The following is a 14,901-nucleotide window of genomic DNA, read 5'->3' on the forward strand; positions in this document are numbered from 1 at the left end:
CTGGCCTACGGCGCCCGCAAGGTGCTGGACGGCCTGTCGCTGACGATCCCCGCCGGCGCCTTCACCGCCGTCGTCGGCCCCAACGGCTGCGGCAAGTCCACACTGCTGCGCGTGCTGGGCGGCGCGCTCGCACCCACTCAGGGCCGCGCCCTGCTCGACGGTGCCGATCTCGCCGGCCTGCGACCCAAGGCGGTCGCGCGGCGGCTGGCCTACCTGCCGCAGGATCCGCAGGCGCCCGAACTGATCACCGTGCGCGACCTGGTCGCGCGCGGCCGCTATCCGCATCAATCGCTGCTGCGACTATGGAGCGAGGCCGACGCGCTAGCCGTCGACGCCGCGCTGGCCGATGCCGAACTGACCGAGCTGGCGCAACGCCCGGTGCAGACGCTGTCCGGCGGCCAGCGCCAGCGCGTCTGGCTGGCGCTGGTGCTGGCCCAGGACACCGGCATCCTGCTGCTGGACGAGCCCACCACCTTCCTGGACATCCGCCACCAGCTGGACCTGCTGGACCTCTGCGCCCGCCTGCACGCGGCCGGCCGGACCCTGGTCGTCGTGCTGCACGACCTGAACCTGGCGTTCCGCTACGCCAGCCGCGTCGTCATGATGCGCGAAGGCCGCATCGCGGCCCAGGGCGCGGCCGATGAGGTGGTGAACGAGGCGACGCTGCGCCAGGTGTTCGACCTGGACTGCCGGGTGATGCCCGATCCGGAGACCGGCAGTCCGATGATCGTGCCGCGCCGGGGCAATCGCATGCGCCCGGATCTGACCGTGCAGACGCGCGCCACATAGCCCGGTGCCTGCCCCTCCCGGGCAGCCCTGTTGGCCCGGGAGGGTGCAGATTGGACACATGAAGGCCGACCGCAAACTCGCAAGGAACTGGCTCAAGGGCACACTGGGCGATGCGATCCACGCGGTGCTGTGCGGCGCGGGCCAAAACATCCGGCTGCTGCTGCGCCGCTGCGGCTTTTTTACGCCCTGTTCCTGGCGCTATCGATTGAACGCTTGGCCGGTTCTGCTGCCGCGACTGCAACCCGATAGTCATCACTGTAATGCTTACACAGTAATGCTCCTCCCGAGCCTTACCCGGATTGTTCAGGACCGACCATCAAGGCGGCCTTCGATCAAATCGATCACGGGCTGCTGATGAATGCGATGCGCGCCCACATCAAGGAAGACTGGATTCTTTTGTACATCGAGCGATGGCTGGTCGCGCCGTTCGAAACGGAGAACGGCGCTCGCGTTCCGTGCGAACGCGGCACTCCGCAAGTGGGCGGCGCCAATCATTTTGGCCGGCCGCATTGATTCATCAGAATTGCAACTCGCGCTGACCTGTCGCCTCACGTAATTTGCTACCGTTGGATTACATAAATCCAATTTACCGTTCATTCTGACCCTCTGATGCTACGTGTCCACGTGGACACGTAGCATCAGAGTCTTGCAACATCTCGGCAATGGCGTCGGCAAAGGACCGGCTACTACTAAATAGGCGTCATCTCAAGGTGCCACATGGCCTGAATAGCAAGCCCAATACGGCTGGAAGGGCGTTCCATAGGTCACCAGCGTTACGCCCTGGCCCTTGTTCTGCCACCAAATCACGAACAACCATATCGCCATCCAAGTGGACAGTGCGAGGGCAGCAGCGGCTACAGGTATCGCCATTTTCCCTGCATTCGCAAGGAGATTGGCAATATATGCAGAAATCGAGCCAAGTGCTTGTGCAATCTTTTTAGGCGTGCCGCTCAATTGTTTACACACTTTGTCTGGAAGGTAAATATTGTATAGGTAGGGGATAGGAGTGCCATTTATTTTTCTTATCGTCACTTGTATCCCTTCCCAATTGAAAGTGTACGGGCTGTCATTCGCGGGTTCGGCGTTCTTCCCGGCTGTTATGGCAGTTTTGTATCTAAATTTCGCTAATGAATCGGGTTTAGGACGTACAGCTCTAATATAGCGCTTATTATCTGAATTGGATTTCACAACGGAGAGGTAGTTTCCGTTATCTGCTTTCAGATAAACAATACCATAATCAGATTCATCTGCGCGCTCGACAGTGAATACGCAAAACTCATCGATACTTTTTTTCGCCGCTCGAATTGCACCGGGAATACTTGCGGATTCGTAGTATCTACTTAGATACAATCCGTTTGATGCTTTCAGGGCAATAGTTTCAGTACTTTGAGGCTCTACGGTAAATTGAGATGTCCTACGCAAGGAGGACACATCGGCGCACAGGTAGCTAGATTTATCGTGTGCGTATACTCCTAAGCTACTGGAGTCCCCGTAGACATCTAGTGCGGCGTAAGCATTTTTGATATCACTCATAAGATTCCGTATAAAATGGTTTGCGAAAATATCTATGCGCCGGCATGGGCGAAAGGCATCGGATTAGGCTGAATAAACGCCATCACTGATCAGCAAAATATGTTTGCCTAGCAGGCTTAAGCCCATCCCTTTATGCGCAAGTAAAAACGCTTCTCAAATCAATGGCTTACAAGAGGCTTTGGTAAAGTCTGGATGCGCTGAAACTCACGCGACGAATCCTTTGAAATCAAGTGCTTGGCGACACCCCCACGGCGACGGTTTGAAATCTAAATTTACACCATTCATCTGGAGTGACCTTTCCCGATCTAATGTAAGGGGTGTTGTCGGGAGAGTCCTTGATGACCGAGAGGTATGTATTGTCGTCCGCCTTCAAATAGATAAGGCTCTGATCGGTGGGGTCGGGGCGTGTGACGGTGAAGCGAGAATAAACGTCGACGGACGCCTTTGCCGCAACGATCGCATGAGGGTCGTCTTTCGAGTAATAGACTCTGCTTAGATATAGGTTGTTTACCCCCCTTAGCGCAATGGTATCGGCGTCCTGAGTATCACATATGAACATGCACCACTCATCGGGCACCGTGAACGAAGCGTACAATCGGTATCTGCCGTCGCTGTCGGCAATCACGCCGCAATAGTTTCCGTCAGCAGCCTGCAGTGCGGAGTGGGCAATGTAGGTAATAGACATGGCATCCTCGTTTTCTAATGTGCGTGCTGATACACAATTGAATTATGCTCTGAATTTGAAGTAGCTTATGCCTTCGCTAGCATCGAAATTTCCCAAATCAACATAAATTCTACCGAGCTTGTCCTCGGATAGGACCTGATAGTCGAGTGACGTTCCACTTCTGCGAGTGCCAAGGCGGCTTCCTATCCACCAGTTGTTATCGCCGTTCGCCGAATTTCCTTGGCCGATCGCTAAATCTCTAAAAGTAAAAAACGTTCCATTGTTCAATATGAAACGCATTGTTCCGAAAATGGCGAAATTCAGCTCCCGCGGTTCGGAGTCCGTATGGAAGGCAGTGCCGTTAGCGGTGGCAATCATGCCGCCGCCTTCCACAACGGAGATGAACCACTGAGCACAATCGGATGTTTTGTGTCGACCCGCTCGGACGACAATTCCTTGCCTCCCGCCATCCACCTGCCCGTCGCTTATCCCTCCCCAAGGCTGCCCATCACTAATGGTGTAGCCTGATAAATAAAAACGGACACTTTGAATACTAGAGGTCTGGAAGGTGACATAGTTGTCATGAGAGACAACGCCAAGTACATCCGTGCTCATGTTCTTATTCCTTGAAGATTTACATGGTTGGACAACTGGTATTGGGTGCGACAAAGGCGGCGGGAGGTGGCTTCGCTTGTTCGGACAGGGATCCGAAGTTTTTAAGTGGAAGCGCTGGTGCGGTCAAGCTGCCGATTTGATCGCTGGCAGCGTGGCAAAGTATGCCTCACCCGCGGTCTGGTCCGCTAGACTAGAATGGGGCCGTCGTTGGTTGTACCGCACGGTTTGCTCGACACAAATGCTATGAGATCTGTGTAATGGGATGGGCTAAGAGCGGCTAAAAAAACCGCTCGACGAAGCGCAGACAGATAATGGCGCAGGCGAGCTTGAGCAGTGCCAAATGGGTGTCGAGGTGCCGCTCGAAGCGGATGGGGCCTGTCATTAATTTCGTGTTCAGGGCATAACATACGTCCAAGGAGTATGTATGCCTCGCACCCCGAAGTCCAAGCTGGCGGATCTGCCGGCTATTCCCCCTGAGCTGTTGGAGTCGTTCGGCAACGGCCCGATGACGGCCGAAGCCATCAACGCCGCCTCTCTGGCTTTCAAGAAGGCATTGATTGAGCGAGCGCTCGCAGGCGAGATGAACCATCATCTAGGCTATCCGAGCGGTGCGGCCAAGCCGGCCGATGTCGCCAACCAGCGCAATGGCAAGGGCGCCAAGACGGTGCTCACCGAGGAAGCCCCTGTGCGGCCAGTATTGGAATGGACGAATCTCGGAACGTGGGAGATGTCCAGCGTGTACTGCCGCCATGAAAACAATCTGTACCACGGAGAATGCCAACGTGTCGGGCCTGGTCAGCAGATATACAGCTACGTGATTCGAGAGAGGGACAGCAGTTCACTTTTGCAGCCATATCCTTAAGACTCTCCCGAGGAGATCTGGTCACTCCTGAGTGGCACAGCAAGTCAGCAGGCATGGCGTCGCCAAACTGTCCGGTCCGCATGACGAGCAGCAATCCCGGCGAAGTCACGCTCCATTTTTGAAGAGCATTGAAGAGACCCGCGCGTCGCATGCACACGCGCGGATCTCTTGTCTGCCGGACTACTGAATCGACACCGGCGCGCCATGCGCCGCGCCGCCACGATCATCTTCCGCTGCGCAGGACCTGGCCTGCTCCAGCATGGCGTCGGTCAAGGAACCCAAATGATCGCAAAGGCTCTCCACGCCGCCCATCAACGCGGCCACTGTCCACGTGTCCAATGGTGGAGCACCGGTGGCATCGGGCTCGGATGCGCTATTGCCGACCATGCGGGCGATGGCCCCGATGGCATATCGGGCGCGGTCGAGGTGGATAAGATGAGAGAGAGGGACCAGACCGTGTTCAGGGTCGGTTTCGATGGTCCACGGATTCTGAGTGAGGGGATGTTGCGTCATGGCGCTGCCTCCGATAGCGGCTGGAGAACCCACTCCCCCAATTCACGGATGGGGCGAGCGGGCTCAAGGAAAAAGCCGCCTGGGCGGCTGTCCGCCATAGCTTTCCCAGCTTCCACTCCGGGATCGCCGTTGTCGCGGCGATGCCCGAAGTATAGGGCTGGCCATGCAGCGCAATGTCCGAAGGCGGACAAATCCGCTACACCCGCAGCGCCACCCCCACCGGTCGATCCCCCGATATCGTCGTCCGGTGCATCTCGCGGTCAAACCCGTCGTAGTCATTCATCGCCAGGTGCTGGGTGCAGCGGTTGTCCCACAGCGCCAGCGCGCCCTCGCTCCAGCGGAACCGGCAGGTGAATTCCGGACGGGCGGCGTGCTCGTACAGGAATTGCAGCAGCGGTTCGCTTTCCTCCTGCGTCATGCCGTCGAAGCGCAGCGTGTAGGTGCTGTTCACATACAGCGCCTTGCGGCCCGTGGCCGGGTGCACGCGCACCACGGGGTGGATGACTTCCTGGACCGCGCGGTCGTCGGTGCGCACGTCCATCTTGTGCGCCGGATCGCCGTTGTTCACCACCGCCCCGCCCGAGCCATAGGAGCGCACGGCGCTGTGCACGGCGTTCAGGCCGTCCAGCATCTGCTTCAGGCGGTCCGACAGCGTGTCGTAGGCGCGGTACATATTGGCCCACATGGTGTCGCCGCCATAGGGCGGGATCACGCGGCCATACAGCGCCGAGCCCAGCGGCGGCTCCTGCGCGTAGCTCATGTCGCTGTGCCAGAGGCCGCCGAACAGGCGGCGCTTGGTTTCGGCCTTGCCCTTCATCACCGGCAGGATGGCCGGATAGCCGTCCAGCGCGCGCACGAAGGGCACTTCCAGCAACTCGCCGAAGCGGGCGCTGAAGTCGATGTGCTGCTGCGGCGTCAAGCGCTGGCCACGGAAGAAGATCACCAGGTTCTCGTGCAGCGCGCGGCGGATTTCCTCGAATACCTCGGCGGGCAGTTCGCGCGACAGGTCCACGCCGTCGATCTCGGCGCCCAGCGCGCCGGCGATGGGCCGGGTTTGCAGATGGCGATACGGATTGCTCATGACAGTCTCCTCCAGGTTCATTGGACTTTGATCTGGGCGCTGCGCACCAGCGCGCCCCACTTGTCGGTTTCGCTGGCGATGTAGCGGCCAAAGCCGGCCGGCCCGTCGGCGACGACGATGCCGCCCATGGCCGCGATCTGCTCGCGCACGTCGGGCATGGCCAGCACCGCCAGCAGTTCCTGATTCAGCCGTTCGACGATGGGCTTGGGCGTGGCGGCGGGCACCAGCACGCCGAACCAGCCCGATATCTCGTAGCCCGGCAGGCCGGCCTCGGCCATGGTGGGCACGTCCGGCAATTGCGGCGAGCGCGTGGCGCTGGTGATGGCCAGCGCGCGCAACTTGCCGGCCTTCACCAGTTGCAGCGCCGACGGCATGTTGTCGAACATCATCGGCACATGGCCGGCCACGGTGTCGTTCAGCCCCGGCGCGCTGCCCCGGTACGGCACGTGGGTCAGGCGGATGCCGGCGGTGCTGGCGAACAGTTCGCCGGCCAGGTGCAGCGAGGTGCCGGTGCCCGGCGTGGCATAGCCCAGCGGCGCGCCGGCGCGCTTGGCGTAGTCGATCAGCTCCTTGACGGATTTCACCGGCAGCGCCGGGTTGACCACCAGCAGGTTCGGCACGCTCATCAGCATGGTGACCGGCGCCAGATCACGCTGGGGCTTGTACGGCAGGTCGGGATACAGCGCGGGGTTGATCGAGATGGGGCCGATATTGCCCATCACGATGGTGTAGCCGTCGGCCGGCTGCTTGACCGCGTAGTCGGTGCCCAGGTTGCCGCCGGCGCCGGCCTTGTTCTCGACGATCACGGTCTGCTTCAGACGCTCTCCGAGTTTGTGGCTGACCAGCCGGGCCAGCATGTCGGTCGAGCCGCCCGGCGGGTACGGCACGATCCATTTGACGGGCTGGGCGGGCCAGGCCGTCTGCGCGCCGACGGGACAGGCGGCCACCGCCATCCCCGCCATCAGCGCAAGCGCGATGCGTTTCATATTTGTCTCCTTCCCTGGCCGCGGGTCTTGCCGTCGGCATCGTTTATGGATATAGTTCACTAGATGAACATATAGATCACTAAATGAACGAATGAAGAATAATAGATCGATCCAGAGGTGTCTAGCGATCCTGCGCGCCTTCGGCGGCAACGGCCGGCCCACGCTGGCGGATCTGGCGCGCGCGGTGGACCTGCCCCACCCCACGGTGCTGCGCTTCCTGCTGACGCTGGAGGAAGAGGGATACACGGCGCGCGAGGACAGCCGCTGGCGCCTGACGCCGCAGGTGTTCGAGCTGGGCTTCGCCGCGCTGGACAGCCTGGGCGTGTCCGGCGCCGTCGAGGAAACCTTGCAGCAGCTGGCCGAGGCCTATTCGGGCACCTCGAACCTGGGCGAGGCGCATGCCGACGGCGTGATCATCATCGGCCGCGCCATGGCGCCGGCCGAAAGGCGCCGACTGGTGGTGATGAACCTGCGCGTGGGCAGCGTGCTGCCGCCCGCGAGCGCGCTGGCCGGCGCGCTGCGCCTGCCGCCCGGCGAATGCTGCACGCTGGACTATCCGGACAGCAATCAGGTCTCGGTGGCCGTGCCGGTGCCGCAGACCGGCGCGCGCGTGCTGTCCATCGGCATCTCCACCGGCGTGCAGGAAGCGCCCGAGGAACGCATCCGTGACGAGATCGTGCCGGCGCTGCAGGACGCCGCCGAACGCGTCAGCCGGCTGATCCGATTGGCGCCGGTGTAAGCGCGCGAGGCTTGAACGCATGCTTGGCAATCCCCAGGCCATCGCAAGCTTGGTAGCATGGCGTGCCTCGTCCGTTCCTGGCGCGAGGCCCACGCGGAGCCCGCATGCAGCACAACATCCATGACCGTCTACTCGCGCATCTGGCCGATCTGGGCTGGACCGTGGCGCGCGCCGCCGATCCCGCGACGCCGCCGCCGGGCGCGCATGCCGCGCACCGGGATTTCCTGGGCCGCTATGCCCTGCTGTGCCGCGCCGACGAAAGCGTCTGGTTCCTGTCGGCCGCCGACTACGCCGGCACGGCCGACAGCGCCTTTGCCTGGGACGAATTCAAGCGCCTGAGCCTGGACGCCGCGCTGGATGATGAGGACCGCCAAGGCATCAATACCTTCTGGGACCGCCACCTGCCCGTGTTGATGAGCGTGGCCGGCGACTACGAGTTCCTGGCGATCGACCAGGCCACCGGCGCCGTCGTGCACGGCATCGAACCCGAGTTTGAAGCAGTGACGGTCGTGGCCGACAGTTGGGCAGGCTTCTGCGAAGCGGTCATCGCGGGCCGCGTGCTGCCGGCGCTGTTCAATCAGGCATCCTGACATGGGCAACAAGCAAGCCCGCGCCCTGAGCCGCCCCAAGGATCGCGCCGTCCAGGCCGTTTGCGATCGGTTTGAACTGTCGGTGAGCTACGCGCCGCCCAGCCTGCGCCTGGTGCTGCGCACCGACTTGCCCGCCAGGACGCGGGTCGAGCTGGAGATCACGCGCCTGTTCCTTGAACAAGGCGGTCAGCATTGGTACTGGACCATGCTGGAATTGGCCGTGCCGGTGGCGCCGCTCGACGACGGCACGATGGGCCTGACGCTGGAATACAGCGTGGACGAGCTCGACGCCAAGGGCCTGGCATCCTATCGCTCGCTGAAGCGCAGCATGGGGCTGCGGATGGCGGCGGCGCCGTCCGTGGAGACGCGGATCGCGCTGAACGCGCCGGCCACGGAACATCAGTTCGGGCTGTGCAATCGGGGCTTGTCCGGCCTGGCGGTCAGGATCGACCCGTCGCGGCATTACCTGGAGCAGGAAGCGACCATCGCCCTGCCCTTGAGCGCAGCGGCGATGGCAAAGCTCGATATCGCTTCCTGATCCGGGATCCGGGATCCGGGATCCGACCTACAGCATGTGCGCCAGGAACTCGCGCGTGCGCGCCTCGCGCGGGGCGCGGAAGAATTCCTGGGAATCGGCCTGTTCGACGATGCGGCCGTCGTCCATGAAGACCACGCGGTGCGCGACTTCGCGGGCAAAACCCATTTCGTGGGTGACGACCAGCATGGTCATGTGCTCGTCGGCCAGCTGCTTCATGGTGCGCAGCACTTCGCCGGTCAGCTCGGGATCCAGCGCCGAGGTCGGTTCGTCGAACAGCATGATGTCCGGTTCCATGGCCAGCGCCCGCGCGATGGCCACGCGCTGCTTCTGTCCGCCGGACAGCCGGCCCGGATAGTTGTCGCGCTTGTTCAGCAGGCCGACCTTGCGCAGCAGTTCCTCGGCCTTGGGCACGATGGCGTCGCGCGGCATGCGCTTGACGGTCAGCGGCGCCTCGATGACGTTCTGCAGCACCGTCATGTGCGGGAACAGGTTGAACGACTGGAACACCATGCCCATCTTGCGGCAGATGCGGCGCACGTCCGCGTCGGACGCGTACTGGCTGCGGCCGCCGGCGGCGGCCTGGGCCAGGAACTCGCCCTCCACGGCGATGCTGCCCTCGTCGATGGTCTCAAGGTGGTTCAGGCAGCGCAGGAAGGTGCTCTTGCCCGAGCCGGACGGCCCGATCACCGCCACCACCTCGCCCTTGGACAGGGTCAGCGACACGCCGTCCAGCACGCGGTTGGCGCCGAAGGACTTGACGATGCCGTCGGCCTGGATCATGACGGGACGATCCATGGGATTACTGGTCGTACTTGGCATAGCGCTTTTCCAGATGCTGGAAGAACCACGTCAACACCAGCGTCATGATCAGGTAGAAGGCGGCGGCCACCAGGAAGGGCGTGGTGGTGAAGTCCCGCTGCACAATGCCCCGCGCCGTGCGCAGGATGTCGTTCAGGGCCAGCACGTAGATCAGGGAGGTGTCCTTGACCAGCGTGATGGTCTCGTTGCTCATGGGCGGCAGCACGCGCTGCACCATCTGCGGCAGCACGATGCGGCGCATGGTCTGCAGATAGCTCATGCCCAGCACCTTGCTGCCCTCGTACTGGCCACGGTCCACCGACTGGATGCCGGCGCGGAAGATCTCGGCGAAGTACGCGGCGTAGTTCAGCGCGAAGGCCACCACGGCGGCCGGGAAGTCCGGCAGGCGCACGCCGATCACCGGCACGAAGGGCAAGGCGAAATAGATGAACAGCATCTGCAGCATCAGCGGGGTGCCCCGCATCAGCCAGATATAGCCGTTGACCAGCTGGCTCAATGCGCGCCACCGCGAGATGCGCGCCAGCGCCAGCGCCAGCCCGAGCGGCACGGCCAGGGCCAGCGTGATGAAGAACAGCGTCAAGGTGACTTTCGCGCCTTGCGCCAGGGGCCCCAGGAGGGAGAGTACGTAGTCCATGCAGAGGAAGGTTCGCGCCGCGCGGGGCGGACGCAGAGTCGTGGACGGGCGCGCGCCGGGCGCGCGGGCGCCGCGCCCGTGGCCGCGAGGCCGGCGGGCGCGTCCGTGCCGTTTACTTGATGATGTTGGCGCCGAACCACTGGGTGGCGATGCGGCCGGCGGCGCCGTCCTGCTTCATCTCGCCCAGGGTCTTGTCCAGCTTGGCCAGCAGGTCGGCGTCGTCCTTGCGCACGCCGACGCCGTAGTCCTCGGTGCCGAAGTTCTCGTCCAGCACGCGGTATTCACCGGCGCGCTTGCTGATCAGGTAGCGGCCCACCACTTCGTCCACGACGATGGCGTCCAGGCGGCCGGCGGCCAGGTCCATCAGGGCCGTGACGTTGTCGCCGAATTTCTTGACTTCCTTGATGCTGCCGGCGACCGGATCCTTGGCGATGGCGTCGGTGGCGCTGCTGCCGTCCTGCGCGCCGACGACCTTGCCGGCCAGGTCGGCCTTGACCTTCACGGGCGAGGCGGTGCCGACCACGATGATCTGGTGGTTGGCCATGTAAGGCGCGGTGAAGCTGATGTTCTTCTTGCGCTCTTCGGTGATGGTCAGGCCGTTCCACAGCACGTCGACGCGCTTGCCGTTCAGCTCGGCTTCCTTGGCGCTCCAGTCGATGGGCTTGAACTCGACTTCCATGCCCAGGCGCTTGCTGGCTTCCTTGGCCATGTCGATGTCGAAGCCGACGATCTGGTTGTTCGCGTCGCGGAAACCCATGGGCGGGAAGTTGTCGTCCAGGCCGACGACGACCTTGCGGGCCTGCGCCGGGGCGTTGGCGGCGGCCTTGGGCGCGTTGTCGCTCGGGCCGCAGGCGGCCAGCAGCGAGCTGGCGGTCACGAGGAGAACAGCAGTCAGTTTTTTCATGGTTTTGGAAGCGCGCGGGGCGCGAGAATGAAGAAGCCGGTGGCTGGGTAGGTGCAGCGAGGCGGTATTTTAGCCCTCATTGATCGGGCTGCGGCCGATTTGGGGCCGCAACAGGGAAAACCACGCCCCGGGCCGTGCCGCGCGCGCCATGGCGACAAGCCGCATTGAACCGCGCTCAACGGCTCACAACGGCTCACAACGGCACTCAAACGCCCATGGCCTGGCCCAGGCGCCCGGCGCAGGCCAGCGCCTCGTCCCACAGCCGGCGCGTCAGCGCGCCCGCGTCTTCCTCGCGCGCCAGCGCGCCGGCCTCGCCGGCCCACAGCAGCGAGAAATCGCCCTTGCCGGCCTTTTCGAACGCGGCCTTCAGCGGATCGACCGCGCCGGTCGCCAGCGGGAACACCGGCGCCGCGTCGCTCATCGGCCCCTGCTCGCGCATGAAGCGGGTCAGCAGCCCGCGCGCGGGCCGGCCGGTGTACAGATTGGTCAGGCGGGTGGTGTCGTCGCGCGCCGCGCGCACGGCCTGGCGGTGGATCTCTGAGCGGCCGGCCTGCGGCGTCAGCAGATAGGCCGTGCCGATCTGCACCGCGCTGGCGCCCAGCGCGAAGGCCGCCGCGATGCCTCGCCCATCGGCGATGGCGCCGGCGGCGATCACCGGCACCCGCACCGCGTCCACCACCTGCGGCAGCAAGGCATACAGGCCCGGCTGGGCATGGATGTCGTCGGTCAGGAACATGCCGCGATGGCCGCCGGCCTCGGCCCCCTGGGCGATGATGGCATCCACGCCGCGCGCGTCCAGCCAGCGCGCTTCCTCGACCGTGGTGGCCGAGGACAGGATCATGGCGCCGCTGCGGCGCACGCGCTCCAGCAGGTCCTCGGGCGGCAGGCCGAAATGGAAGCTGACCACGGCCGGACGGGTGTCCTCGACGACCTCGCACATGGCCTCGTCGAACGGCGCGCGGCCCGGCCCGCTGCCGGCGGCCGACAGGTCCAGCCCGGCCTCGGCGTAGTACGGCGCCAGGGTCTCGCGCCAGCGCGCCTGCGCGGCCGCGTCGGGCGCGGGGGCGACATGGCTGAAGAAGTTGACGTTGAACGGCGCGCCGGTGTGCGCGCGGATATCGGCGATCTGCGCGCGCAGCGCGTCGGCGCCCAGCGCCGCACAGGCCAGCGAGCCCAGGCCGCCCGCCTGGCAGACGGCAGCGGCCAGCGGGCTGAAGGACCCGACCATCGGCGCTTGGATCAGGGGCAGTTTCGACGGCAGTGATTTCTTCATGGTCGGGTCCGGGAATCAGGGGCGCGCCCTTCGAGGGGCAGGAATGCGTCAGCCGCTCAGCGTACTCGGCGAAATGCGCAGCCGTAAGCATGCCAGACTTGGGATCGTCCGGCTTGTGGACTCCGGCGCCCATCTTGTCGCCGCGCCCCTGCCCTCGCAGCCCCGGCCGGGGGGAATTTCGCGCGGGCGTATCTGCGGGACGGCACACTAGCGCCCCGCCCGCGCCTTGCGCCCCGCCGCCACGCTCAGGCCCGCCGCCAGCGCGCCGCAAGCGAAGATCGCCAAGGGCAGCGCGGCCGGTCCCTGCGGCGCCAGGCTGACGGCGTAGCCGATGGCCGCGGACATCAGGTAGTGCAGCGTGCCCATCAGCGCCGAGGCCACGCCCGCCTGCTTGCCGGCATGGCTCATGGTCAAGGCGGTGAGATTGCCGAAGATCATGCCCAGCGCGCCGACGGCGACGGCCAGCAGGCCCGCGTACACGGTGAACGGCGCCAGTCCCGCCCGCAGCGCGCCGAACAGCGCCAGCCCCGCCAGCGCGTGCGCGCCGATGCCGGCCAGCATGATGCCGCCGGCCGTGCGTCCCTGGCCGAGCAGCCGGTTGCTGATCGCGCCGCCCAGCACCAGCGCCACCGAATTGCCCGCGAACAGGTAGCTGAACTGCGACGCGCTCAAGCCGAAATGCCCGGTGAACACAAAGGCCGAGGCGCTGATGTAGTTGAACAGCGAACCCAGCACGAAGCCGCCCGCCAGCGTGTAGGCCATGAAGGCCGGATGCCGCAGCTGCCGGCCATAGGCGCGCAGGATGGCGCCGGCCTTGAGCGGCGCGCGGCGCTCCGGCGGCAGCGAATCCGGCAGCGCGCGCCAGCCCCACAGCAGCCCGGCGGCGCCCAGGCCGGCCAGCACCCAGAACACAATGCGCCAGCCGCCATGGCCCAGCAGATAGCCGCCCAGGATGGGCGCGGCGATGGGGGCGATCATCATCACCTGCATCAGCAGCGAGAAGATGCGCGCCGATTCCGCCACGCCGCACAGGTCCGCCACGATGGCGCGCGGCGTCACCAGCCCGGCCGCCGCGCCCAGCGCCGGCACGAAGCGCGCGGCCAGCAACCATTCCCCCGTCGGCGCCAGCGCGGCCATCACCGAGCCCACGACGAACACCGCCACGCCGGCCAGCAGCGGCAGGCGGCGGCCATAGCGATCCAGCAAGGGGCCATACAGGGCCTGGCCGATGGCCAGCCCGGCCAGGAACACGGACAGGGTCTGCTGGATGCGGCCCGCCGACACGCCGAAATCGTCGGCGATGGCGGGCATGCCCGGCAGGTACATGTCGATCGCCATCGCATCCAGCGCGGTCAGCAGGGCCAGCAGCAGGATCAGGCCGGCGCCGATGAGATCGCCGTGGCGCGTGGTGATGGTCGCGCCGTTCATGCCTTGCGCTCCGGGCCGAGGGCGTGCGCCAGCGCATCGGACAGCACGCGCTGCATGGCGTGCAGCCGCGCGCCCGCCTGCCCGGCGTTGGTGTAGACCAGCTTGACCTGCACGGCGTCGACCATGCCCAGGTAGGCCTCGCCGTAGCGCGCCGCGTCGGCCTTGGCCAGCTTGCCGCGCTTGCCGGCCCAGGCGCGCAGCCGGGCGTCGAAATCGGCGCGCAGCTGCGCCAGATAGGTTTCATAGCCGGCGGTGATGGCGGCTTCCAGCGCGTCCGGCGTGACGTAGCTGGCGCGCAGCAGGAAGCGCAGCGGATCGGATTGGCCGTGCCGTCCGATCAGGTGGGCGCAGTATTCGGAGCCGGGCAAGGCGTCCTGTGGCTCGTCCTCGAAGCATTGCCGGGCCACCGCCACTTCCTGCGCCAGCGCGTCGCCGAAGATCTCCATGTACAAGGCGTCCTTGCTGGCGAAGTGCGTGTAGAGCGAGGCCTTGCGGATGCCGACGGTGTCGGCGATATCGGCGAGCGATGCCCCTTCGTAGCCGTGGCGGGCGAAATGGCCGAGCGCGGCGTCGAGGATGCGCTGGACGGCGGGAGTGCGTGTCATGGCGGGAATTCCTGTGTCTGTCCGTGGCGGGCCGGACGCGCTGCGCACGGCAGGCGCGGCCCCTGGATGCGACAGACTATATACTAACTACCGATCGGTAGTCTAATTGGATGACATACCCGATCGACAGCCGCGCCCTGGTCGGCGGACGCCCGCCCCGCTAGCCCGCCCCGCTAGCCCGCGTCCGCCTGGACGCCGGACTCCGGCTCCGTTCTTTCAAAGCGCGCGGCGGTTTTGCGGAATGGCATGACCGGCAAGCGCGTCAGCGCCGCCCAGGCCAAGGCCAGCGGCAGGGCGCACGCGCCGAAGAATACGCCGAACGCGGGCA

At 64.8% G+C, this 14,901-nt stretch carries 17 protein-coding genes and 3 pseudogenes; 7 read left to right on the plus strand and 13 right to left on the minus strand.

Going from position 1 to position 14,901, the window contains the following annotated elements; genetic code table 11:
* The 3 genes and pseudogenes from KDH83_RS12185 to KDH83_RS12195 form a co-directional block, all read left to right on the plus strand.
* A partial coding sequence (locus KDH83_RS12185; RefSeq protein ID WP_249205045.1) for an ABC transporter ATP-binding protein occupies nt 1–789 on the plus strand: 789 nt, incomplete at its 5' end.
* Between the two features lie 49 nt (nt 790–838).
* A pseudogene (locus KDH83_RS12190) lies at nt 839–1,038 on the plus strand (IS5/IS1182 family transposase); the annotation flags it as partial.
* A gap of 105 nt (nt 1,039–1,143) precedes the next feature.
* Entirely contained in the window at nt 1,144–1,302 is a 159-nt protein-coding gene (locus KDH83_RS12195) for a hypothetical protein (RefSeq protein WP_212315970.1), read from the plus strand.
* Nucleotides 1,303–1,494: 192 nt separating this feature from the next.
* Here the strand turns inward: KDH83_RS12195 and KDH83_RS12200 are convergent, their stop codons facing one another.
* The 4 genes and pseudogenes from KDH83_RS12200 to KDH83_RS12215 form a co-directional block, all read right to left on the minus strand.
* The gene (locus KDH83_RS12200; RefSeq protein WP_212315972.1) at nt 1,495–2,322 is read right to left on the minus strand and encodes a hypothetical protein; all 828 of its coding nucleotides are present in this window, start codon (nt 2,320–2,322) and stop codon (nt 1,495–1,497) included.
* Nucleotides 2,323–2,548: 226 nt separating this feature from the next.
* Nucleotides 2,549–3,007, minus strand: a complete 459-nt coding sequence (locus tag KDH83_RS12205; protein WP_212315974.1) for a hypothetical protein — start codon at nt 3,005–3,007, stop codon at nt 2,549–2,551.
* A 42-nt stretch (nt 3,008–3,049) separates the two neighbouring features.
* The gene (locus KDH83_RS12210; RefSeq protein WP_212315976.1) at nt 3,050–3,601 is read right to left on the minus strand and encodes a hypothetical protein; all 552 of its coding nucleotides are present in this window, start codon (nt 3,599–3,601) and stop codon (nt 3,050–3,052) included.
* Nucleotides 3,602–3,878: 277 nt separating this feature from the next.
* A pseudogene (locus KDH83_RS12215) lies at nt 3,879–3,971 on the minus strand (IS5/IS1182 family transposase); the annotation flags it as partial.
* Nucleotides 3,972–4,025: 54 nt separating this feature from the next.
* Between KDH83_RS12215 and KDH83_RS12220 the strand changes: the two are divergent.
* Nucleotides 4,026–4,292: pseudogene (locus KDH83_RS12220) on the plus strand (IS256 family transposase); the annotation flags it as partial.
* 351 nt (nt 4,293–4,643) lie between these two features.
* Here the strand turns inward: KDH83_RS12220 and KDH83_RS12225 are convergent.
* The 3 genes from KDH83_RS12225 to KDH83_RS12235 all read right to left on the minus strand — a co-directional run bounded on the left by KDH83_RS12225 (nt 4,644) and on the right by KDH83_RS12235 (nt 7,043).
* A complete protein-coding gene (locus tag KDH83_RS12225) occupies nt 4,644–4,976 on the minus strand; it encodes a hypothetical protein (protein WP_212315978.1) in 333 nt (110 codons plus the stop codon).
* Nucleotides 4,977–5,172: 196 nt separating this feature from the next.
* Nucleotides 5,173–6,057, minus strand: coding sequence for a TauD/TfdA family dioxygenase (locus tag KDH83_RS12230; protein ID WP_212315980.1), 885 nt, complete (start codon nt 6,055–6,057; stop codon nt 5,173–5,175).
* A 17-nt stretch (nt 6,058–6,074) separates the two neighbouring features.
* Nucleotides 6,075–7,043, minus strand: a complete 969-nt coding sequence (locus tag KDH83_RS12235; RefSeq protein ID WP_212315982.1) for a tripartite tricarboxylate transporter substrate binding protein — start codon at nt 7,041–7,043, stop codon at nt 6,075–6,077.
* 91 nt (nt 7,044–7,134) lie between these two features.
* Between KDH83_RS12235 and KDH83_RS12240 the strand changes: the two genes are divergently transcribed.
* The 3 genes from KDH83_RS12240 to KDH83_RS12250 all read left to right on the plus strand — a co-directional run bounded on the left by KDH83_RS12240 (nt 7,135) and on the right by KDH83_RS12250 (nt 8,910).
* Complete coding sequence (locus KDH83_RS12240) at nt 7,135–7,782, plus strand: helix-turn-helix domain-containing protein (protein ID WP_212315984.1); 648 nt, start codon at nt 7,135–7,137, stop codon at nt 7,780–7,782.
* A 104-nt stretch (nt 7,783–7,886) separates the two neighbouring features.
* On the plus strand, nt 7,887–8,372 hold the full coding sequence (locus KDH83_RS12245; RefSeq protein ID WP_212315986.1) for a hypothetical protein: 486 nt from the start codon (nt 7,887–7,889) through the stop codon (nt 8,370–8,372).
* 1 nt (nt 8,373) lies between these two features.
* On the plus strand, nt 8,374–8,910 hold the full coding sequence (locus KDH83_RS12250; RefSeq protein WP_212315988.1) for a hypothetical protein: 537 nt from the start codon (nt 8,374–8,376) through the stop codon (nt 8,908–8,910).
* A gap of 27 nt (nt 8,911–8,937) precedes the next feature.
* Here KDH83_RS12250 and KDH83_RS12255 read toward each other — a convergent pair whose 3' ends face one another.
* From KDH83_RS12255 to KDH83_RS12280, 6 genes are all read right to left on the minus strand, one after another.
* Nucleotides 8,938–9,690: an amino acid ABC transporter ATP-binding protein gene (locus KDH83_RS12255; protein WP_103276468.1), complete on the minus strand. Its 753-nt coding sequence runs from the start codon at nt 9,688–9,690 to the stop codon at nt 8,938–8,940.
* 19 nt (nt 9,691–9,709) lie between these two features.
* Complete coding sequence (locus KDH83_RS12260) at nt 9,710–10,363, minus strand: amino acid ABC transporter permease (protein WP_103274346.1); 654 nt, start codon at nt 10,361–10,363, stop codon at nt 9,710–9,712.
* A 112-nt stretch (nt 10,364–10,475) separates the two neighbouring features.
* Nucleotides 10,476–11,267, minus strand: coding sequence for an amino acid ABC transporter substrate-binding protein (locus tag KDH83_RS12265; RefSeq protein ID WP_212315990.1), 792 nt, complete (start codon nt 11,265–11,267; stop codon nt 10,476–10,478).
* 205 nt (nt 11,268–11,472) lie between these two features.
* A complete protein-coding gene (locus KDH83_RS12270) occupies nt 11,473–12,540 on the minus strand; it encodes a nitronate monooxygenase (protein WP_212315992.1) in 1,068 nt (355 codons plus the stop codon).
* Nucleotides 12,541–12,747: 207 nt separating this feature from the next.
* Nucleotides 12,748–13,968 carry a multidrug effflux MFS transporter gene (locus tag KDH83_RS12275; protein ID WP_212315994.1) on the minus strand — a complete coding sequence of 407 codons (1,221 nt, stop codon included), beginning with the start codon at nt 13,966–13,968 and terminating at the stop codon, nt 12,748–12,750.
* Nucleotides 13,965–14,573, minus strand: a complete 609-nt coding sequence (locus KDH83_RS12280) for a TetR/AcrR family transcriptional regulator (protein ID WP_212315996.1) — start codon at nt 14,571–14,573, stop codon at nt 13,965–13,967. The genes KDH83_RS12275 and KDH83_RS12280 overlap by 4 nt, the downstream gene beginning before the upstream one ends.
* Nucleotides 14,574–14,901 lie beyond the last annotated feature (328 nt).

The sequence above is a fragment of the Achromobacter sp. Marseille-Q0513 genome (genome assembly GCF_018195695.1).
Lineage (GTDB): Bacteria > Pseudomonadota > Gammaproteobacteria > Burkholderiales > Burkholderiaceae_B > Achromobacter.